The following is a 21,596-nucleotide window of genomic DNA, read 5'->3' as shown; positions in this document are numbered from 1 at the left end:
ATGAGACGAAGACGGTACGGGTGCGCGGGACGTGGGGACGGGCATGGGTGCGGCCCCGTCCCGGTGGCGCGCGACCACCGGGGCGGGACCGGGCGGTACGGGACGTGAATCCGTCTCCGTCAGCCGGCTCCCTGCGTGCCGCTCGCCCGACGACGCAGGAGCCAGGCTCCGCCGGCGGCGGCTCCGGCGACTACGCCGGCGCCCGCCGCGATCTGGGTGGTGTCGGACCGGACACTGCCGCCGACACCAGTTTTGACGTGCCCGCGCGGACCCTCGGGCCCGGACGAAGAGCCGTCGCGTCCCGATGACGCGTCGTCGCGCCCGGACGAGCCTCCGTCCCCGTTCGAGTTCCGGTCGCCGCGGTCGTTCGAGCCCTCGTTCCTGGCGGTCGTACCGAGCCCGGGGACGGCGTTGAGTCCGCCGACGGAGTCCAGCAGCGAGGGGACGTTGACGCCGCCCAAGGGCGTGTTGTGTCCCGTTCCCGCCGGTCCGTCCCCGCCGCCCTGCTCCCCGGGGACGCCGCCGACGGATGTCGCGGCCACCGGGCCGGACCGCGCCGTGGCGCCGGTGGTGTCCGCGTACGCGGGCCCCCCGGCGGCGAGGAGGCCGAGTGCGGCTGGTGCGGCTATGGAGACCGCGACGGTGGCGGCACCGGTCACTGGGCGAGCAGGACGCATGGGGGTTCCTCCGGCGATGTGCGCGAGCGGCTGTCCCGCGAGTGGCCGAACAGCCGGGCGGCTGAGCAGCTCTTTCGCGAGCAGCGGTGTCCTGACTCCGAGCTAACGGGCGGCGCGCCCGCCATGCCTGCTGACGTCAAGTCAGTTTCCACTCGGACGGCACGGCGTGGCCCTCTTGCCAAACCGCATCCGTGCAGGTCGCAGCGGTGATCGAGCGAAGTGGCGGCGGTTCCGTGAAGATCGCTGCCAAATGGGTGACATCACCGGAAGCGGAGTGGTGCACATCACATGCATGACCTCGTGGGTGCCGGGCACACGTCAGACACCCCCCACGGGACGGCGCATACGACCGCCCCCCGCCCCGCCGGTCCGCCGGGCTTCTCCCCTCCGGCCAGGCGGGGCGGTTCCGTGTCCGGGGTGGTGTCCCGTCTCCCGGTGCCGCCCGCCCGTGCGCGCCGTGCTCCGCGTCCGGCGGGCCCCCAACGCCTCCGCGTGGCGCCCTGTCCTCGGAGGCGTGGCCTCAGACGGTGTCCCAGGGCGCGGCGTCGTACGCCCGCCGGATCCGCTTCATCAGGTCCTCGTCCACCGTGAACCCGACGTCGTCGATGTGCCGGACCGGCACGATGCCCTGCGAGTTGGTGAGGAACGCGGACCGGAACGCGTCGAGCCCGTCCAGTGTCACCGGTCGCCGTACGGACTCCAGGCCCGCGCCGGGCAGTTCCTGTTCCAGCACTGCCATGGTGATGCCGATCAGCGCGGGGGCGGCGGGCCAGACCACCGAAGTGCCGTCCCAGAAACCGACGTTGTGGATCGCCCCCTCCGTCACCGTGCCGTCCGGCATGGTCAGCAGCGCCTCGTCGCAACCGGCGCGCGCGGCGCGCCGCGCCCAGTAGGTCTGGCCGAACTCGCCGGGGCGTTTGATGTGCGGCACGGTCCGGGCGTACGGAACGGACAACAGGCGGTGCGGTTCCAGCTGCTTCCGGGCCGGTTCGCGCACCGTGACCATGACGGTCGTCCCGGTGCCGTCCGGCGGCAGGAAGCCGTGCACCCGGACCGAGGCGTCCCGGACCCCGGCACCGTCCAGTGCGTGCCGGATCAGCGCGCGGACCCGCTCCCCGTCCAGCGGGCGCTCGAACAGCTCCCGGTTGGCGGAGTCCAGCCGGGCCAGGTGCAGGGCGAGCCCCCGCACCTTCGCGTCCCTGACCTGCATGGCCGTGAAATGCCCGTAGCCGAGGAAAGCCGGAATCCGTAGATCCGCCTCGGTCGCCGGACGGCCGTCGAACTCGGCGTAGGGGAAAGGGGCGGAATCGGAAGTCGTCATGCGGTCCACCGTATGCGGGAAGCGCGATCCGACAGCCGGTCATGAGTCGTCAGGAAAGGCGGCGGACGGGCCGACCCGGCCTCGGGCCCGGTTGACCATGAGTCGTTTCGCGTGGATCTCACGGCAGTCGGCCCGCAGAGGAACCGACCCGCCGGCGCACGGAGGTGCCGTCCTTCCGGTCCGTCCTGCGCGTCCACGGACGTGCCGTCCTGCCGGTGCGGGGCTGCCGGTGTACGGACCGTCAGCGCACGGACCGCCGGTGCGGGGCTACCGGTCCACAGGCGTGCCGTCCAACCGGTCGTCCGCGTCCAGTGCCTGTGCGATGCCGGACTCCTGCGGGCCCAGGAAGCGCGGCCGCGGCTTGAACGTGGCCTCCAGCGCCGCCTTCCCCGCCGCGAACACCTCCCGCGTCCCGCCGTAGTACCAGGTCGCGTCGTGCACGGCGTCGACGCCGACCCCGTACGCGTCGATGCCGGCACTCCGGCACAGCGCGATCGCCCGGCGGATGTGGAACCCCTGGGTCACCAGCACCGCACGGTCGACCCCGAAGATCTTCTTGGCCCTTACACACGAGTCCCAGGTGTCGAAACCGGCGAAGTCGCTCACGATCCGCCCGTCCGGCACCCCGTGCGCGCGCAGGTATGTGCGCATGGCGTCGGGTTCGTCGTACTCCACGCGGCCGTTGTCACCGGTCACGAGCACGACCTTCACCTTCCCGTCCCGGTACAGCTCGGCTGCCGCGTCCAGCCGGTGCGCCAGATACGGCGAGGGCCTGCCCTTCCACAGCCCGGCCCCGAAGACCACGGCGACCTGTCGCGCGGGCACGTCCGCGGTGGTCCTCACCCGGGCGTCGGCGACGGTGTGTATCCAGGTCGCGGGGGCCAGGGCCGCCACGCACGTGAGCATCACCGCCTGGACGAGGCGCCGCTGCCCCCGCCGGGTCCGCGGCCACCGGGGCCACGCCCGGCCGAGCCGCACGGTCCGCAACCGCCCGAGCCACCGTGCCGGCCGTCCCGGTCGTCTCTCCCGCATCGGCGTCCCCCCCCGTGTCCGAGCCCCGTCGCTGATGTTCCGTGCGAGTCGTGATGTCTCACATGATCACGTCTCACATGATCGGACGGGAAACGGGGGAGAAGGGTTCACCGCAGCCCGATTCCGTGGGCTTCGTCACTGTTCCCGCCCTGTCGGCCCGGCCGTCTACTGTCGGACACATGGACGGTATGAACGGCATGGGCGACATGGTGCATACGGACGGCACGGACGGCACGGACGACCCGGCCCGTACGCACGATCCGGACCGCGACGCCCGCCCGGACGGCTCCGACTGCCCGGACGACACGTGGGAGTTCCCCGGCGTGGGCACGGGGGCGGGCGGCGCGTCCGGCCGGGACGCGACCCCCTACCGCACGGGCGACGCCGAGCGCTGGGACGCCGAGCCGGACAAACGGCCCGGCCGCACCGCCTTCCAGCGCGACCGCGCCCGGGTGCTGCACTCCGCCGCGCTGCGCCGCCTCGCGGGAAAGACCCAGGTCGTCACCCCCGGCACCCGCAGCCGGGCCTGGGACGCCAGCCCCCGCACCCGGCTCACCCACTCCTTGGAATGCGCCCAGGTCGGCCGTGAGCTCGGGGCGGCGCTCGGCTGCGACCCCGATCTCGTCGAGGCGGCCTGCCTCGCCCACGACCTCGGCCACCCGCCGTTCGGGCACAACGGGGAGCAGGCGCTCAACGACTTCGCGTCGGACTGCGGCGGCTTCGAGGGGAACGCCCAGTCGCTGCGCCTGCTCACCCGGCTGGAGCCGAAGCGGTTCGTGCCCGACACCCGGACCGGGGCGCCGGTCAGCGTCGGACTCAATCTGACCCGTGCCTCCCTGGACGCCGCCACCAAGTACCCGTGGCCGCGTGGCGGACGGCCCGGCGACCCCGACACACCGAAGTTCGGGGTGTACGCGGACGACCTGCCGGTCTTCGAGTGGTTCCGCCAGGGGGCCCCGGCGCACCGCACATGCTTCGAGGCCCAGGTCATGGACTGGTCCGACGACGTCGCGTACTCGGTGCACGACTTCGAGGACGGGCTGCACGCCGGCCACATCGACCCCAACTGCCTGTACGCCGAACCGGAGCGCGACGCGATCTGGGCGGTCGCCATCGGCCGCTACGTCCCGGCGGACACCGCCCCGGACGAACTGGCCGAAGCCCTGGACCGGCTCATCGCCCAGGACTGGTGGCCGCACGGCTACGACGGATCGGCCGTCGCCCAGGCCCGGCTGAAGGACGCGACGAGCCAGCTGATCGGCCGGTTCTGCCTCGCCGCCGAGAGCGCCACCCGGCAGGCGTACGGGACGGGGCGGCTCGGCCGGTACACGGCCGAACTCGTCGTCCCCCGCGAGGCACGCAACGAGTGCGCCGTGCTCAAGGCGGTCGCGGCCCGGTACGTCATGCAGCGCGCCGAGCAGGAGGCGATCCGCGCCGAGCAGCGCGTCGTCCTCGCCGAGCTGGCCGCCGCGCTCACCGCGCGCGCCCCCGAGGGGCTGGAGCCGCAGTTCCGGGCGCTGTTCGACGCCGCCCCCGACGACCGGGCGCGCAAGCGGGTCCTCGTCGACCAGATCGCCGCCCTGACCGACGCCTCGGCGCGCTCCCTGCACGCTTCGCTCGCCCGACCGGGCGGCTGAGCGGAGACGGCGGGCGGCCGACCCGGAGACCACCGGAGGCCGGCCGCGGCCGACCGGGCGGGCGGACCGGGGCACCTCGGACACTCCCGGCACGGGCCGGGTGACTCTCGGCCATGACCTGATCGGGGTACACCCCCTTTCGCCATCACGCGGCGTGCGGGACGCTCTCAGTCGGGCCCCGCGCAGCCGGGGAGGGCCTGTCCGGCTGATCACGGCCGGGGCGCGGCGTCCGGCACGGCACCTCGCGGCGTTGCCGAAACGACCGGACAGCTCCGCTACGAGGACGCCCCGGCGCCTTGCCACGCACCGCACCGGACGCCGCGCCCTGTCCGACCCAGATCCGCCGGACAGGCCCTATCGAGGAGGCAACAAGTGGTCGACGCACATCAGACCTTCGTCATCGTCGGCGGAGGACTGGCCGGAGCCAAGGCGGCCGAAACGCTGCGGGCCGAGGGGTTCAGCGGCCGGGTGATCCTTCTCGGAGACGAACGCGACCATCCCTATGAACGGCCTCCGCTCTCCAAGGGCTACCTGATCGGCAAGGAGGCGCGGGACAGCGTCTTCGTCCACGAGACCGCCTGGTACGCGGCCGCCGAGATCGAACTCCACCTGGGTCAGCCCGTCACCGCCCTCGACCGGGTCGACCGCTCCGTGCGCCTCGGCGACGACACCGTCGTCCACTACGACAAGCTGCTGCTCACCACGGGCGCCGAGCCGCGCCGCCTGCCCGTCCCCGGCACGGATCTGGCCGGCGTCCACCACCTGCGCCGCCTCGCCCACGCCGACCGGCTGCGCAACGTCCTGACCTCCCTCGGCCGCGACAACGGCCATCTGGTGATCGCCGGGGCCGGCTGGATCGGTCTGGAGGTCGCGGCGGCGGCGCGCGGCTACGGGGCCGAGGTCACCATCGTGGAACCGGAGCCGACCCCGCTGCACCACGTGGTCGGCCCCGAGATCGGGCAGATCTTCACCGAACTGCACCAGGACCACGGGGTCCGCTTCCGCTTCGGGGTCCGGCTCACCGAGATCGTCGGCCAGGACGGCGTCGTCCTCGCCGTCCGCACCGACGACGGCGAGGAGCACCCCGCCCACGACGTGCTCGCCGCGATCGGCGCCGCCCCGCGCACCGCCCTCGCGGAGACCGCCGGGCTCGCCATGGCGGCGCGCAAGGACGGCGGCGGCATCGCCGTCGACGCCTCCCTGCGCACCAGCGACCCGCACATCTTCGCGGCGGGGGACGTGGCCAACGTGGCCCATCCGCTGTTCGGCGGGCGGCTGCGCGTGGAGCACTGGGCGAACGCGCTGAACGGCGGCCCGGCCGCGGCCCGTGCCATGCTCGGCCAGGACGTGAGTTACGACCGGGTGCCGTACTTCTTCTCCGACCAGTACGACCTCGGCCTCGAATACTCGGGCTGGGCGCCGCCGGGCAGCTACGACCAGGTGGTCATCCGGGGCGACGCGGGGAGGCGCGAGTTCATCGCCTTCTGGCTGAAGGACCAGCGGGTGCTGGCCGGGATGAACGTCAACGTGTGGGACGTGACCGAGAGTGTGCAGGGCCTGATCCGGTCGGGCCGGCAGATCGACCCGGACGCGCTGGCCGACCCGTCGGTGCCGCTGGCCTCCCTGAGCTGAGGCGGCCGGCGTTCCCATGCCGAGCCGGGCAGGCCGCGCGACGGACGAGCCACCGCCGGCCGGGCACGGCCGGGGCACGGCGAAGCGGGCCGGTCGGCCCGGCCGGGTGCGGGTGCGGGAGGGGCGGAACACGGGACGGGCCGCCCTTCGCCCCGGGCGTCCCGGATCACAGCGGCGGGGCGGCGAGGCCGTCGTACCCCGATCGTAGAATTCACCACGTGGCAGGCAGGATCAATGACGAGGACGTGAAGGCGGTTCGGGACGCGGTCCCGATCGACGCCGTTGTTTCCGAGTATCTCCAGCTGCGCAACGCGGGCGGCGGCAACCTCAAGGGGCTCTGCCCGTTCCATGACGAGAAGTCCCCCTCCTTCCAGGTCAGCCCGAGCAAGGGCCTGTTCCACTGCTTCGGCTGCCAGGAGGGCGGCGACACGATCGCCTTCGTGATGAAGATCGACCATCTCTCGTTCTCCGAGACGGTCGAGCGGCTCGCCGCCAAGGCGGGCATCACCCTGCGGTACGAGGAGGGCGGGTACAACCCCTCCCACCAGCGCGGCGAACGCATCCGGCTCGTCGAGGCGCACAAGGCGGCCGCCGATTTCTACCGCGAGCAGCTGAATGGACCCGAAGCCGAGATCGGCCGGAAGTTCCTCGCCGAGCGCGGCTTCGACCAGGCCACCGCCGCCCACTTCGGCATCGGCTACAGCCCGGCGGGCTGGGACCACCTGACCCGCCATCTGCGCGGCAAGGGCTTCAGCGACAAGGAGCTGATCGCCTCCGGCCTCTCCCAGGACGGCAGGCGCGGCCCCATCGACCGCTTCCGCGGCCGGCTCATGTGGCCGATCAGCGACACCTCCGGCGACATCGTCGGCTTCGGCGCCCGCAAGCTGCGCGAGGACGACAACGGACCGAAGTACCTCAACACCCCCGAGACGGCGATCTACCGGAAGTCCCAGGTGCTCTACGGCATCGACCTGGCGAAGAAGGAGATCGCCAAGACCAGCCGGGCCGTCGTCGTCGAGGGCTACACCGACGTCATGGCTTGCCATCTCGCCGGGGTCACCACCGCCATCGCCACCTGCGGCACCGCCTTCGGCGGGGACCACATCAAGATCCTGCGCCGGCTGCTGATGGACAACGGCAGCGCCCGGGTGATCTTCACCTTCGACGGCGACGCCGCCGGGCAGAAGGCCGCGCTGCGCGCTTTCGAGGACGACCAGAAGTTCGCCGCCGAGACGTACATCGCGATCGCGCCGGACAACATGGACCCCTGCGACCTGCGCCTGGTCAAGGGTGACGAGGCCGTCCGCGACCTGGTCGAACCGCGCACCCCGCTCTTCGAGTTCGCGCTGCGCCAGATCGTGAACCGGTACGACCTGGAGACCCCGGCGGGGCGTGCGGCGGCGCTGGACGAGGCGGCGCCCGTCGTCGCCCGGATCAAGAACAGCTCCTCCCAGCACGAGGTGGCCGTCCAACTGGCCGGCATGCTCGGCATCCTGGACACCCAGTTCGTGGTCAAGCGGGTCGCCCAGCTCGCCCGCTGGGCCCGCGAACGGGGCGACCGGCGCGGCCCCGCCCCGGCCCCCTCCCGCGACGGCGCCCGGCACGACCGGATCCAGTCGCCCGCCGCCCCCTCGGGTCCCGCCCTCCACCTGCGCAGCCCCGCCCACCGCACCGAACGCGAACTGCTCAAGCTCGCCCTCCAGAAGCCCTCACTCGTCTCACCAGCCTTCGACGCCTATGGGGCCGACGAGTTCACCGCCCCGCCCTACGCCGCGATCCGGCAGTGCATCGCGGACGCGGGCGGCGCCGAGACGGGCGTCCCGGAGACCCGCGACTATCTGGCCCGGGTGCTGGACGCGGCCCCCGACGACGTGGTGCGCAACCTCGTCACCGAACTGGCGGTGGAGGTCTTCCACGGCAAGACCATCGACGAGAACTACGCCGGAATGCAGCTCGTCCACGTTCGGCTGCGCGCCGTCGACCGCCGGATCGACGAGGTCCAGGGCAGCCTGGCCCGCCTCGGCAGCCATGTGGCCCCGGAGCAACTCGCGGCCGCGCAGAACGAGGTCTGGGTCCTCCAGCAGTACGCCGAGACCCTGCGCAACCACGGCGCCGACGCGCTCTGACGCGCCCCGCTCCGGCGCGCCCCGCTCCGGCCGGCGTCCGCGTACCGCACGCGCCCGCCGGCCTGCCCGGTCCGCCGTGCCCCGCCCGGACGCGCACCCGCTCGGCGGGGAGCCGGACTTCTCTCCCCGGCCCCCGGGCCCCACCGCCCCCCACGGGGCTCACGCGGTCCCGCACCGCCCCATTCCCTCCCTCCATCCACGTAACCGCCCGGTCACGGAACGGACTCAGAAAGTCCCCGCACGCCCCTCGTGGCAGTGGTGTGTCTTACCCCACACTGGAGGCGGTGCCCGAGTCATCGGAGCGCGGGCCGGTCCCCCCGAGAGCGGTGGTGCCGTCCCGTGGTCCGGCAGTGATCACCTGGAGGTCGCCCTGTGCAGACCCGGACCGTGACCACGGCTGAGCGCGTCTCGGCCATCCCCGCGCAGAACCGGGCCGTGCTCCACCCCGAGGCCGCGACGGAGCAGCGGGTCCCGCCCGAGCCGCCCTGGACGCCCGAGGCGCCCGGCCCGTGCGAACCCCCGGAGGCGTCCAGGACCACCGGGACACCGGGGACGCCGGAGCCCGCCGAGTCGTCCGGTCCGCCCGAGGCGTTCACGGGCGAGCCGCCGAGGATCCCCGAAGCCCCGGAGCCGCGCGGCCGTCCGGAGAGCACCGGCCCCTCCGCCGACCTCTTCCGCCAGTACCTGCGGGAGATCGGCCGCATCCCGCTGCTCACCGCCGCCGACGAGGTGGAGCTCGCCCGCCGGATCGAGGCCGGCCTCTTCGCGGAGGAACGGCTCGCGAGAACCCCGGACCCGGACACCCGGCTGGCCGTCGACCTCGACCGGCTGGTGGTCATGGGGCGGATGGCCAAGCGCCGCCTCATCGAGGCAAACCTCCGCCTGGTCGTCTCCGTCGCCAGACGGTACGTCGGCCGCGGGCTGACCATGCTCGACCTGGTCCAGGAGGGAAACCTCGGACTGATCAGGGCGGTGGAGAAGTTCGACTACACCCGGGGCTACAAGTTCTCCACGTACGCGACCTGGTGGATCCGCCAGTCCATGTCCCGCGCCCTCGCCGACCAGGCGCGGACCATCCGGGTCCCGGTCCACGTCGTGGAGCTGATCAACCGGGTCGTACGGGTCCAGCGGCGGATGCTCCAGGAACACGGCCGGGAACCCACCTCCGAGGAGGTCGCCGACGAGCTCGACCTCACCCCTGAGCGGGTCGGCGAGATCCTGCGCCTGGCCCAGGAACCCGTCTCGCTGCACGCCCCCGTCGGCGAGGAGGAGGACATCGCCCTCGGCGATCTGATCGAGGACGGCGATGCCGCGTCCCCGGTCGATTCCGCCGCGTTCCTACTGCTGCGCGAGCACCTGGGGGCGGTGCTGACCACGCTCGGGGAACGCGAGCGGAAAGTGGTCCAGCTGCGCTACGGGCTGGTCGACGGGCGGCCCCGTACCCTTGAGGAGATCGGCCGGATCTTCGGCGTGACGCGCGAACGCATCCGCCAGATCGAGTCCAAGACCCTCGGCAAACTGCGGGACCACACCTTCGCCGACCAGCTCCGCGGCTATCTCGACTGACGGTGAGGACGGGCCGTGGCACCGGCGGGGCGGACGAGGCACGGCGGAGCCGGCCGGTCCTCCGTGGACCGGCCGGCTCCGCCACCGGCTGCCCGGCCTACCCGTCCGCGTCCGGCACACCCCGCCCGACGTGGCCGGCCCCGGTCTAGTCGACTTCGGCGACCGCCTGTGCGAACTGCGCCGAGTACAGCCGGGCGTACACGTCACCGGCCGCCAACAGCTCCTCGTGCGTGCCCTGTTCGACGATCGAGCCGTTCTCCATCACCAGGATCACATCGGCGTCCCGGATGGTGGAGAGCCGGTGCGCGATCACGAAGCTGGTGCGCCCGTGCGCCAGGCGCGCCATCGCCTTCTGGATCAACACCTCGGTACGGGTGTCGACGGAGCTGGTCGCCTCGTCGAGCACCAGGATCACCGGATCGGACAGGAACGCCCGCGCGATGGTGATCAGCTGCTTCTCGCCCGCGCTGACCCCGGAGCCCTCGTCGTCGATCACCGTGTCGTAACCGTCCGGCAGGGTGCGGATGAAACGGTCGGCGTGGGCCGCCTTCGCCGCCTCCTCGATCTCCTCCCGGGTGACCTCGCGCGTGGCGCCGTACGCGATGTTCTCGGCTATCGTCCCGCCGAACAGCCAGGTGTCCTGGAGGACCATGCCGATGCCCGACCGCAGTTCGTCGCGCTTCATCCTCGCCACGTCGACGCCGTCGAGGGTGATCCGGCCGCCCGTCACCTCGTAGAACCGCATCAGCAGGTTGACCAGAGTGGTCTTGCCGGCGCCGGTCGGGCCGACGATCGCGACCGTGTGCCCGGGCTCGACGTTCAGCGACAGGTCCTCGATGAGCGGCTTCTCCGGGTCGTAGCGGAACGACACCTTCTCCAGCGAGACGCTGCCGCGCAGTTCCTTCGGCCGCTCGGCCTCGCCGGATGCCGGGTCGGGGTTCTGCTCCTCGGCGTCCAGCAGCTCGAAGATCCGCTCGGCCGACGCGACGCCCGACTGCACCAGGTTCGCCATCGAGGCGACCTGGGTCAGCGGCATCGAGAACTGCCGCGAGTACTGGATGAACGCCTGCACGTCGCCGATCGACAGCGAGCCCGAGGCGACCCGCAGACCGCCGACGACGGCGATCAGCACATAGTTCAGGTTCGACACGAACATCATCAGCGGCTGCATGATCCCGCTGTTGAACTGCGCCTTGAACCCGGCCTCGTACAGGGCCTCGTTCTGCTCGGCGAAGGCCTTCGCGGACTCCTCCTGCCGCCCGAAGACCTTCACCAGGGTGTGCCCGGTGTACATCTCCTCGATGTGGGCGTTGAGCTTGCCGGTCACCTTCCACTGCTGCACGAACTGCGGCTGCGAACGCTTGCCGACCTTCGCCGCGACGACCACCGAGAGCGGCACCGTCACCAGCGCGACCAGTGCCAGCAGCGGCGAGATCCAGAACATCATGACCAGCACGCCGACGATGGTGAGCAGGGAGTTGACGAGCTGGCCCAACGTCTGCTGCATCGTCTGCGAGATGTTGTCGACGTCGTTCGTCGCCCGGCTGAGCACCTCGCCGCGCTGTGCCTGGTCGAAGTACGACAGCGGCAGCCGTGACAGCTTCGCCTGGATGTCCTCGCGCAGCCGGAACACGACCCGGTTGATGATCCGGATCGACAGCCGGCTCGACACCAGCATCAGCAGCCCGGCCGCGACATAGATCGCCAGCGCCACCAGCAGCACATCGCCGACCGCGCCGAAGTCGATGCCGCGGCCGGGGACGAAGTCCACCCCGGAGAGCATGTCGGCCAGCCCGCTGTCGTCCCGGCGCAGGCCCTCGACGACCTGCTCCTTCGTGGCGCCCTCGGGCATCCGCCGGCCGATGACCCCGGCGAAGACCAGGTCCGTGGCGCGGCCGAGGATCTTCGGCCCGACCACCGAGAGGCCGACGCTCAGCACCCCGGCCGCCAGCATCGCGTACAGGGAGGACTTCTCCGGCGCGAAGCGCTTCAGCAACCGCTTCGACGACCCCTTGAAGTTCATGGACCGATCGGTCGGCGCGCCGCCCGCCATCATCCGCCCGCCAGGCCCGGCCATTACGCGGCCTCCGCTTCCGTCAGCTGGGAGAGCACGATCTCCCGGTACGTCTCATTGCCGTCCATCAGTTCGCGGTGGGTGCCGGAACCGACGACTCTGCCCTCGTCGAGGACCAGGATCCGGTCCGCGTCGCGGATGGTGGACACCCGCTGTGCCACGATCACCACGGTCGCCCCTGCCGTCTCCCGCGTCAGCGCCGCGCGCAGGGCGGCGTCGGTCGCGTAGTCGAGAGCGGAGAACGAGTCGTCGAAGAGGTAGATCTCCGGCTGCCGCACCAGCGTCCTGGCGATCGCCAGGCGCTGCCGCTGCCCGCCGGAGACATTGGTGCCGCCCTGCGCGATCGGTGCTTCCAGCCCGTGTTCCAGCGCCTCGACGAACTCCTTGGCCTGCGCGACCTCCAGCGCGTGCCACAGCTCCTCGTCCGTCGCGTCCGGGTTCCCGTACCGCAGGTTCGACGCGACCGTCCCGGAGAACAGATACGGCTTCTGCGGGACGAGGCTCACGGTCCTCGCCAGCAGCGCCGGGTCCAGCGTCCGCACGTCCGTGTCGTCGACCAGCACCTGGCCGTCCGTCACGTCGAACAGCCGCGACACGAGTCCGAGCAGCGTCGACTTCCCGCTGCCCGTCGACCCGATGATCGCGGTGGTCTCGCCGGGGCGGGCCACCAGGTCCACCGAGCGCAGCACCGGTTCCTCGGCGCCCGGGTAGCGGAAGTCCGCGCCCCGGACCTCCAGATGACCGCGGGTGGGTAGCTCATGGACCGGGGCGACGGGCGGGACCACGCTGGACTCGGTTTCCAGGACCTCCTGGATGCGCTCGGCGCACACCTCGGCGCGCGGCACCATCATGAACATGAAGGTGGCCATCATCACCGACATGACGATCTGCATCAGATAGGCGAGGAACGCGGTCAGCGCGCCGATCTCCATACCGCCGCCATCGATGCGGTGGGCGCCGAACCAGACCACGGCGATCGACGACACGTTCACGACCGTCATCACCGTCGGGAACATCAGCGCCATCAGCCGCCCGGTGGACACCGACACGTCGGTCAGCTCGCTGTTGGCGACGCCGAAGCGTTTCGTCTCGTAGCCGTCGCGGACGAAGGCGCGGATGACCCGGTTGCCGGTGATCTGCTCCCGCAGGACCCGGTTCACGGTGTCGAGCCGCTCCTGCATGGTGCGGAACAAGGGGCGCATCCGCTTCACGATCAGGCTCACCGCGATACCGAGCACCGGCACCACCGCGAGCAGCACCGACGACAGCGGGACGTCCTGGCCGAGCGCCAGGACGATGCCGCCGACGCACATGATCGGCGCCGACACCATCAGCGTGAACGTCATCAGCACCAGCATCTGGATCTGCTGGACGTCATTGGTGGTCCGCGTGATCAGCGAGGGCGCGCCGAACCGTCCGACCTCCCGCGCGGAGAACGACTGGACCCGGTCGAAGACCGCCGCCCGGACGTCGCGGGCGAGGGCGGAGGCGGTACGGGAGCCGTAGTGGACGGCACCGATGTTGCAGGCCACCTGGACGACGCTGACGGCGATCATCACGCCGCCGAACTCCAGGATGTAGCCCGTGTCCCCCTTCACGACGCCGTTGTCGATGATGTCGGCGTTCAGGGTGGGCAGGTAGAGGGTGGCGCAGGTCTGCAGGAGCTGGAGCAGGACGAGCAGCACGATGGGCTTCTTGTACGGGCCGAGATGAGCCCGCAGGAGTTTTATGAGCACGCGTGTCTCTCGGAGTCGGCGGAGGTCGGGAGTCGACCCATTTTCCGGTACCCCGTACAGTGCTGCGAACGTTTTTATTCAAGACCGGGTAAAAAAACGGACCGAGTACATGTGGCGAAGGATGACTCCGGCGCATGTACCCGACCGTGCCGTTCCACGCGCCGACCACGCGCAGCCGTGCGCCGCGCGGATCGGGTCAGGTCGCCGGCGCGAACGCCCCCGGGTGGACCTGGTCCCGCGTCGCCACGTACTGCTGGCGGACCGCCTGACCGACCGCCAGCTCCTCTCCGGGCTCCAGCACCCGGGCCGCCGCGCCCTGCCAGGCCGGGGGAGTGTGCGGATCGGCCGTTCCCTGCGAGACGCCCAGTGCCCAGGCCGCCTGTCGGGCCGCGCCCAGTGCCGCGTACTCGGCCGGCTGGGGAACGACCACCTGCGTGCCGAACAGCGCGGGTGCGATGCCCTGCACGGCGGGCAGTTCGGCCGCCGCACCCAACAGGAAGACCCGCCGCACCTCGACGCCCCGGCCGCGCAGCACGTCGAGTGCGTCGGCCAGCGAGCACAGCATCCCCTCGAACGCCGCCCGCGCCAGGTGCTCCGGCTTCATCGACTCGCGCCGCAGCCCGCACAGCGTCCCCGCCGTGTGTGGCAGATGCGGGGTGCGCTCGCCCTCCAGATACGGCAGGAGCACCAGCCCGGAGGCGCCCGGCGTCGACTTCAGCGCCAGCGCGGACAGCTCCTCGATGCCCTCCACGCCCAGCATCTCGGCGGTTCCGCGCAACGCCCGCACCGCGTTCGACGTGTACACCACCGGCAGATGCATCCCGGTCGCGTCCGCGAGCGACGTGATCGTTCCGCTCGGGTCGGACAGCGCCTCGTGGTGCACCGCCATCACCGAACCCGAGGCGCCCAGCGACACCACGGCGTCACCGGCCCCGATCCCGAGCCCGAACGCCGCCGCCATCGTCTCGCCCGTCCCCGCGGAGATCAGCAGCCCCTCGGGGGTCGTCCCCGCTGTGTCGGAGGGGCCGAGCACCTCGGGCAGCGCCGCCGGGTGCCCCAGCGCGAGCTCGACCAGGTCGGCCCGGTACGTACTCGTGGCCGCCGACCAGAAGCCGGTGCCGGACGCGGCGCCCCGGTCGGTGGTCCGCCGGGCCGGCCGGCCCAGCAACTGCCACACCAGCCAGTCGTGCGACTGGAGGACCGCGGCCACCCGCTGCGCCGCCTCCGGCTCGTTCCGGGCCAGCCAGCGCAGCTTCGCCACGGGCTGCGCGGCCTGCGGGACCGCGCCGACCGCCTCGGCCCACGCCTGGCGTCCGCCCAGCCCGTCGATCAGGTCGGCCGCGGCGGCCTGCGCCCGTTTGTCGTTGCCGACCAGCGCCGGACGTACGAGGTTGCCCTGGTGGTCGAGCGGCACCAGCCCGTGCTGCTGGGCGGAGACGCCGATGGCCTGCACCCCTTCGAGCAGCCCTCCGCCGGCCGCCTCGCCCAGCGAGAGCAGCCACGCCTGCGGGTCGACCTCGACGGCCTTCGGCTCGACGGGGTGGGCGGCGTAACCCCGGCGCAGCACGGCACCCGTGTCCGTGTCACAGACGACGATGTGTGTGAAGGCGGAAGAGCTGTCCAAACCGGCGACTATCCCCATGCACAAGATTCTGCCGCACCGCCGGAGCTTTTCCGTACCCGTTCGATGACGCCCCCCCCGCGGGTGGCCCCGCCGCGTGCGGGTCGGCCGCCCACGGGGGTGCCGCGCGGGCCCGGCGGCGACGTGTCGCGGGCCCGGCCACGTGTCGCGGGCCGGTTATGTGTTGGAGGTGCCCCAGTCGTCCTCGCTGTTCCGGTCCCGGTTCCGCTCCCGCAGCGAGCGCACCCGGGTGGTCACCGAGGCGGGCACCTTCTCGCCCACCTTGTCGCCCACCGAGTGGTACGCCCGGCCCGCCAGTTCGCGGCCGGTCTGCACCGCGGACTCGGCGGTGTTGCGCACGGCCGGGTTCTGAGCGAACTCCCGTGCGGATTTCTTCAGCTGCTCGTAACGTTCGCGCCCGGCCCGTGTCCCGATCACGTATCCGAGGGCGAGTCCGGCGATGAACGCGAGCCGGTACCGCATGGCTGCCACCCTTCCTGGCTCAGTGCGCCGCTCGGCGCGACGTGGGCTGCCCTACCCCTGGGCACCCGAGATCACCCCGGGCGATACCGATTGGCAAAGCACCCCCCTGCTTGCGCTAATGTATGTGTCGCAGCGAGCACGCGCCGCCTGACAGCAGCCAGGTGGGCGGGGCTCGGTGCAGACATGGCAATCCCCTGTAGCTCAATTGGCAGAGCAGCCGGCTGTTAACCGGCAGGTTACTGGTTCGAGTCCAGTCGGGGGAGCGCGGTCCCCTGTAGCTCAATTGGCAGAGCATTCGGCTGTTAACCGGAGGGTTACTGGTTCGAGTCCAGTCGGGGGAGCAGATCGAAGGAGGACCCTACGGGGTCCTTTTTCGTGTGTGCGGGACCGTTTTGTGTGCCCGGGACCGTCCTGGTGGCTGTTCCGGCGGCCGTCTGTCCCGCCCGGTGACCGTCGCCCGATGGTCCGTGCAGTCGACCGGCCGACCGTGGCTGGCAACGCGGGCAGGGCACTCCGACGGCGAGGGCGGAGTGCTGGTGGACCCTTTCGCGGGTTCTGGAGCCCGGCAGGGGTGCGGGGCGCCGCGCGGCCACGCGAAGCCGACCATTCGAAGCGAGAGATCGTATGACCGGCTATGCTGCGGCAGACGGCGCGCACACTTGTACGCGACACGCCGAAAAGGGGCGGTAGCTCAGCCGGTTAGAGCAACGGACTCATAATCCGTCGGCCGTGGGTTCGAGTCCCACCCGCCCCACCGTGCAACCCCAGGCAGAATCGTTCTGACCTGGGGGAATGCGTTTTTGTGGGGTGTTTTGCGTGCAGCGGATGCCTCACGGAGGTGCAGTGAACGTGAGTCATCGCGGATCAATGAGGTCCCTTGGGCGGCTGTGGCCTGGTTTTTTGTGGTGACGCGTCGGTGGGAGCGTCGATTGACGGTCCCACCCGCCCATCGTGGACTGTTCTGCCAGCGTGGACTCCGGCCGTCCGAGGCCGACAGGCCCGCACCGAGAGCGGACGACAGTAGGTTCCGCACTGGGGATCCCGGGCTCTGGCCGTCATGAGTTTTCGCGACGGGGGTGTCGATCGCGTGGGTCAGACCGGGGCTGGAGGTCGAGCCAAGTTCCAGACGCCCCGGATGCGAAGGCTGCGCAAGCGCACAGTGCGCATGGCAACGACGAAGGCCGACGTGGGGCTTGTGTATCCGTGCTCACCGCTGGCCCGGCATCGCGCGTGGTGTGATGGGCCTGTCCCTTCCACGGGAGGTCTACGGGTGCCTAGGCGCTGGAGCGGATGTTTGCCCAGGCCAGCCCGTCTCAGAAGCAACCAAATGAAAATGGCCACTCCACCCAGTAAAGTCCCAGCTCAACAAGTATCGACCCCGCGCCTGCGGGGATGGTCCGACGGCGACACCTGGCCACCGTCCGGGTACCGGATCGACCCCGCGCCTGCGGGGATGGTCCGCGGCTGGCCGAGGCCGCCGCCTCGCTCCAGGCATCGACCCCGCGCCTGCGGGGATGGTCCGGCCTCTCGGTCCATCTGCCGCATTCGCTCCCGATCGACCCCGCGCCTGCGGGGATGGTCCGTCCAGCCCCAGGCCGGGGTGAGTGTTCGGGTCATCGACCCCGCGCCTGCGGGGATGGTCCGGTCGGATACCTCGACCGCGCCGCCGAGCTGGAATCGACCCCGCGCCTGCGGGGATGGTCCAGGGCGGCCCGGCCCCGCTCCCCGTCCGCGAACATCGACCCCGCGCCTGCGGGGATGGTCCGGGCCTCCACACCACCTCCACAATCCGGCACGCATCGACCCCGCGCCTGCGGGGATGGTCCGTCCATCTGTCGACGGATCATGAGGTCGACGTCATCGACCCCGCGCCCGCGGGGATGGTCCGGGGGGTTCACACCTCCGGTAGTGGTCTCGGTCATCGACCCCGCGCCCGCGGGGATGGTCCGGCGATCCTCGCCGACGTCAGCCGCCGCACCGGGTCGACCCCGCGCCCGCGGGGATGGTCCGGCGCCGTCGGAGAAGACCGCGAAGATCAAGGGGTCGACCCCGCGCTCGCGGGGATGGTCCGCCGGTCACGGTGGTACGCAGGGCGTCGTAACTGTCGACCCCGCGCCCGCGGGGATGGTCCGCCAGCAGCCGCACCGGCGACGCGTCGTCGTCAGTCGACCCCGCGCCCGCGGGGATGGTCCGGCCCGCGGTGACGTTCTCGCCGAGGAGGGCCTGGTCGACCCCGCGCCCGCGGGGATGGTCCGACCGGGTACGACCGTGACGGCAACGGGGTGCCGTCGACCCCGCGCCCGCGGGGATGGTCCGGATTCAACCTACTGCCGGGAGTAGGTTGAGCAGTCGACCCCGCGCCCGCGGGGGTGGTCCGGCCCGCGAGTACCGCAGCACCGGCAGTAGGCAGTCGACCCCGCGCCCGCGGGATGGTCCGGTCGACTTGCTGCGCGGGCCGGGGCGCGGGGAGAACGCCACCTTGGTCTACGACACGTTGAGCGCCGTGCCTGCCGGGGCAACCGTCTATTGCTGCGGCCTTGCAGGCTGCGCCTGTGGGGATTGTGGCTTTGCACCCAGACATCTGAGTGTTTCCGCAGCTGAGCCATGTTGTCAGTGGGGGCCTTTACGCTCTGGTACTCAGTTCTGGATGAGCGTGCGGGGACATGGTGGATCTTCAGGAGTTGAGTGGGCGTTACGAGCCGTTTGTGGTGAGAGCGTTGGGGACGATGTGGGGAAAGTCGCGGGAGCGGGCAGGGGGCAGTACGAGTCTTCTGATGGCGCACCTCTTGGATACCGCGGCGGTTGCGGAGTTGCTGTGGGACAGCTTCCTTGCGCGTTCGACACGGTCGGTGCTGGATGAGATAGCTGGTGGGCCGGGGCGGGGGCGACGGTTTTTTGCCTGGTTGTGCGGGGTTCACGATTGCGGGAAGGCGACGCCGGCGCATCAGCGTTTGTGGCCGGAGGGTGCGGAGGCTGTGCGTCGGTCAGGGCTGACGTGGGTTGAGACGGCTGCTGTGGCGGGGGCGAAGCAGCAGAAACGGTGGCGTCACGACTGGGCCGGCGGGCTGATGGCGCGAGAGTTACTGGCCGATGCTGGGTGGGATGCGGAGCAGTTGGACTGGGTGTGGCCGTTGGTGGCCGGCCACCATGGTGCGTTTCCCTCGCTTCGGGATGTGCAGGAGCCTCGTTCGGCGAAGGGGCAGTTGCGGGGGAGGGGGGTGTGGCGTCCGGTTCAGCAAGCTTTGCTTGACGTGTTCACCCGGGAGGTCGGGTTCGGGACCCTCTATGAGGTGGAGCCGGTGGTGGTTCCGTCCAGGGCACTCCAACTGCAGCTCAGTGGACTGGTAGTCATGGCGGACTGGATCGCGAGTGACGAGCGTTTCTTCGTAGGCATCGACGATCTGCGGCAGGTGAGTCTGGATACCTCCCGCCAGCGGGCGGCGTCGGCGTGGAAGGCTCTGGGGCTGCAGGGCGGTTGGGGGGCTCTGGACGTGCCAGGGCCCGAGGCGTTCCGAGACCGTTTCAGGTATGAGCCCCGGCCCTCACAGGCGATGGTGGTCGAGACGGCTCGCCGAATGGGCGGTCCGGGGCTTGTGGTGGTCGAAGCGCCGATGGGCGAGGGAAAGACGGAGGCAGCTCAGGCCGCGGCGGAAGTCCTGGCGGCCAGGTTCGGAGCGGACGGCGTGTTCGTGGGAATGCCGACCCAGGCGACCAGCGACCCCATGTTCACCCGCACGCGTCGGTGGGTGAAGGCAATCGAAGAGCAACTTGCTTCCCGGGTAGTACTGCTGCACGGCAAGAGGTCGTTCAACAGGGAGTGGAAAGCTCTGCTGGAGAACACGGGGGCGTATGCGGACGAGGCGTTCTGCGGAGTGGACGAGTTCGGATTGGATGACGACCCGTACGGCATCGAGCCCGAGATGCGCGGCGTGCCGGAGCGGCAGGCGCCTGCTGAGTGGTTTCTGGGGGCGAAGCGTGGACTGCTGGCCCCATTCGTGGTCGGTACGGTCGATCAGCTCCTGTACGCGGCTACCCGTACACGGCATGTGATGCTGCGGATGGCCGGCTTGGCCGGCAAGGTCGTGATTCTGGACGAAGTGCACGCGTGTGACATCTACATGAGCCAGTTTCTGCGGGAGGCGCTGCGCTGGCTGGGCCAGGCCGGAGTGCCCGTGCTCGTCCTGTCCGCGACTCTTGCCCCCGCGCAGCGCCAAGCCTTGGTCGAGGCATACCTGGTCGGTGCAGCGTCGCGTGAGGAGCTCCGGTTGGAGGTGCCGAGACCGCCGGGGTACCCGAGTGTCACGGCGGCGTGGTTGCCCGCCTCGGGGAAGCCACAGTTCCACGTGGATGCTACGGACAGCTGGCGCGAGGACCTCGGTGTGGCGGTTCGAGTGGTGCCCGAGGCAGTGCCCGGTGCTCGGTCCTCCCGTGTGGAGCGGGAGCGGTTGCAGGGTGAGGCGGATGCGAGGGTGGGAGACCTGTTGGCGGGCGAACTCGTCGACGGAGGGACCGCGCTCGTCATTCGTAACTCTGTTGCGCGGGCGCAGAGTCTCTACGAGGAGCTGCGCGGGCGGTTCGGTGATGACGAAGTGCGCCTTCTGCATGCCCGTTTCACGGTTGCCAGGCGTGCCGATCTGACGGAGGAGAGCCTGCGTCTGCTGGGTCCACAGACGCTGAGACCTCGGGGTGACCGGTTGATCCTGGTGGCAACTCAGCTTGCCGAGCAGTCCTTCGACGTCGATGTCGACATGCTGGTCACGGATCTGGCCCCCGTCGATCTTCTGCTGCAGCGTGTAGGACGCCTGCATCGGCATGAGAACACATGGCGCCCGGACAAGCTGCGCGTGCCACAGGTGTTCGTTACCGGGTTCGAGCCGCGTGAAGGCCGTGAACCGGCATTCGTGTTTGCCAGCGAGATGATCTACGGGCGTCATCTGCTACTGCGAACCGCTGCTGTGCTGCCTGGCGCAGGCGAACTGTGGTCGGTCCCGGGAGACGTTCCTGGGCTGGTCGAGGCGGTGTACGGGGCGGACGCGTCGCTGCTGCCCGATGTGTGGCAGGAGGCCGGTGAGACTGCCTGCCGGGAGCAGGAGGACCGGGACCGGGCCCGTGCCGAGGAGGCACAGCAGTTCTTGCTGACTCCGCACGGTGAGCACGAAAGGCGGACGCTGGCGGGACTGCACTACGGCGGATCGACCGCGGGCAGCGACGAGGGTTCGTTGCAGGCGGCGGTTCGCGACGGTGATGAGTCCATCGAGGTCGTCTTGGTGATACGGGAGAAGGACGATGCGGTCTTCCGGACGCTGGCAGGGCGAGCCTTGAACATCAACGGCGATGTGGCACCGGATGTGCTGTACGAGGTGTTGGGCTCGGTGGTGCGGCTTCCCCCGAAGCTCACCCAATCCGCTTCGGAGTTGGGGCCGTTGCCCGGCTGGCATGGGCATCCGTGGTTGCGTCGGAGTCGTGCGCTGGTGCTGGACGCTTCGCGCACTGCTCAACTGGGCGACCTCACAGTGTCGTACGACGACGAGTTCGGGCTCCGCCAGGTGCAGAGGGCTCGATGACCGGTGTGCGGCTGCAGTTGGGCTCAAGGGTGTGGGGCGAGCCGCCGGGCTGACGCCCGGCGGCTCAGTGCCCCGCGTGGCGCGGGGACGACGTGATTCCCGTCCTGCCGCGCAAACAGAGAAGGGG

General features: G+C 70.9%; 12 protein-coding genes and 3 tRNA genes. 8 read left to right on the top strand and 7 right to left on the bottom strand.

The window, feature by feature from the left end; translation table 11 throughout:
- Positions 1–119: 119 nt before the first annotated feature.
- From ACIHCL_RS03195 to ACIHCL_RS03185, 3 genes are all read right to left on the bottom strand, one after another.
- Positions 120–677: a hypothetical protein gene (locus tag ACIHCL_RS03195; protein ID WP_399856375.1), complete on the bottom strand. Its 558-nt coding sequence runs from the start codon at positions 675–677 to the stop codon at positions 120–122.
- Positions 678–1,197: 520 nt separating this feature from the next.
- Positions 1,198–1,998 carry an aminotransferase class IV gene (locus ACIHCL_RS03190; RefSeq protein ID WP_399856373.1) on the bottom strand — a complete coding sequence of 267 codons (801 nt, stop codon included), beginning with the start codon at positions 1,996–1,998 and terminating at the stop codon, positions 1,198–1,200.
- Positions 1,999–2,265: 267 nt separating this feature from the next.
- A complete protein-coding gene (locus tag ACIHCL_RS03185; RefSeq protein ID WP_399856371.1) occupies positions 2,266–3,030 on the bottom strand; it encodes a vancomycin high temperature exclusion protein in 765 nt (254 codons plus the stop codon).
- A gap of 179 nt (positions 3,031–3,209) precedes the next feature.
- Between ACIHCL_RS03185 and ACIHCL_RS03180 the strand changes: the two genes are divergently transcribed.
- The 4 genes from ACIHCL_RS03180 to ACIHCL_RS03165 all read left to right on the top strand — a co-directional run bounded on the left by ACIHCL_RS03180 (position 3,210) and on the right by ACIHCL_RS03165 (position 9,991).
- Positions 3,210–4,667 (top strand): deoxyguanosinetriphosphate triphosphohydrolase, encoded by a 1,458-nt coding sequence (locus ACIHCL_RS03180; protein WP_399856369.1) that lies wholly within the window; start codon positions 3,210–3,212, stop codon positions 4,665–4,667.
- A gap of 372 nt (positions 4,668–5,039) precedes the next feature.
- On the top strand, positions 5,040–6,299 hold the full coding sequence (locus ACIHCL_RS03175; protein ID WP_399856367.1) for an NAD(P)/FAD-dependent oxidoreductase: 1,260 nt from the start codon (positions 5,040–5,042) through the stop codon (positions 6,297–6,299).
- Between the two features lie 218 nt (positions 6,300–6,517).
- Positions 6,518–8,425 (top strand): DNA primase, encoded by a 1,908-nt coding sequence (dnaG, locus tag ACIHCL_RS03170; protein WP_399856366.1) that lies wholly within the window; start codon positions 6,518–6,520, stop codon positions 8,423–8,425.
- A gap of 372 nt (positions 8,426–8,797) precedes the next feature.
- Positions 8,798–9,991 (top strand): sigma-70 family RNA polymerase sigma factor, encoded by a 1,194-nt coding sequence (locus ACIHCL_RS03165; RefSeq protein ID WP_399856364.1) that lies wholly within the window; start codon positions 8,798–8,800, stop codon positions 9,989–9,991.
- 145 nt (positions 9,992–10,136) lie between these two features.
- Here the strand turns inward: ACIHCL_RS03165 and ACIHCL_RS03160 are convergent, their stop codons facing one another.
- From ACIHCL_RS03160 to ACIHCL_RS03145, 4 genes are all read right to left on the bottom strand, one after another.
- Positions 10,137–12,068, bottom strand: coding sequence for an ABC transporter ATP-binding protein (locus tag ACIHCL_RS03160; RefSeq protein WP_399856363.1), 1,932 nt, complete (start codon positions 12,066–12,068; stop codon positions 10,137–10,139).
- A complete protein-coding gene (locus ACIHCL_RS03155) occupies positions 12,068–13,801 on the bottom strand; it encodes an ABC transporter ATP-binding protein (protein ID WP_399856361.1) in 1,734 nt (577 codons plus the stop codon). The genes ACIHCL_RS03160 and ACIHCL_RS03155 overlap by 1 nt, the downstream gene beginning before the upstream one ends.
- Positions 13,802–13,997: 196 nt before the next feature.
- Positions 13,998–15,443 (bottom strand): FGGY family carbohydrate kinase, encoded by a 1,446-nt coding sequence (locus ACIHCL_RS03150; protein ID WP_399856359.1) that lies wholly within the window; start codon positions 15,441–15,443, stop codon positions 13,998–14,000.
- Positions 15,444–15,599: 156 nt separating this feature from the next.
- The gene (locus tag ACIHCL_RS03145) at positions 15,600–15,905 is read right to left on the bottom strand and encodes a YtxH domain-containing protein (RefSeq protein ID WP_399856358.1); all 306 of its coding nucleotides are present in this window, start codon (positions 15,903–15,905) and stop codon (positions 15,600–15,602) included.
- 190 nt (positions 15,906–16,095) lie between these two features.
- Here ACIHCL_RS03145 and ACIHCL_RS03140 point away from each other — a divergent pair.
- The 4 genes from ACIHCL_RS03140 to cas3 all read left to right on the top strand — a co-directional run bounded on the left by ACIHCL_RS03140 (position 16,096) and on the right by cas3 (position 21,469).
- Positions 16,096–16,168 (top strand) — tRNA-Asn (locus ACIHCL_RS03140).
- A 5-nt stretch (positions 16,169–16,173) separates the two neighbouring features.
- Positions 16,174–16,246, top strand: a tRNA-Asn gene (locus tag ACIHCL_RS03135).
- A gap of 339 nt (positions 16,247–16,585) precedes the next feature.
- Positions 16,586–16,659: transfer RNA gene (locus tag ACIHCL_RS03130), tRNA-Ile, on the top strand.
- Positions 16,660–18,568: 1,909 nt separating this feature from the next.
- Entirely contained in the window at positions 18,569–21,469 is a 2,901-nt protein-coding gene (cas3, locus tag ACIHCL_RS03125; RefSeq protein ID WP_399856356.1) for a CRISPR-associated helicase Cas3', read from the top strand.
- Positions 21,470–21,596: the final 127 nt, after the last annotated feature.

Source organism: Streptomyces sp. NPDC052042 (assembly GCF_044548345.1).
GTDB lineage: Bacteria > Actinomycetota > Actinomycetes > Streptomycetales > Streptomycetaceae > Streptomyces.
The sequence above is the reverse complement of the archived record's forward strand: the minus strand, read 5'-3'. Positions and strand labels throughout refer to the sequence as shown.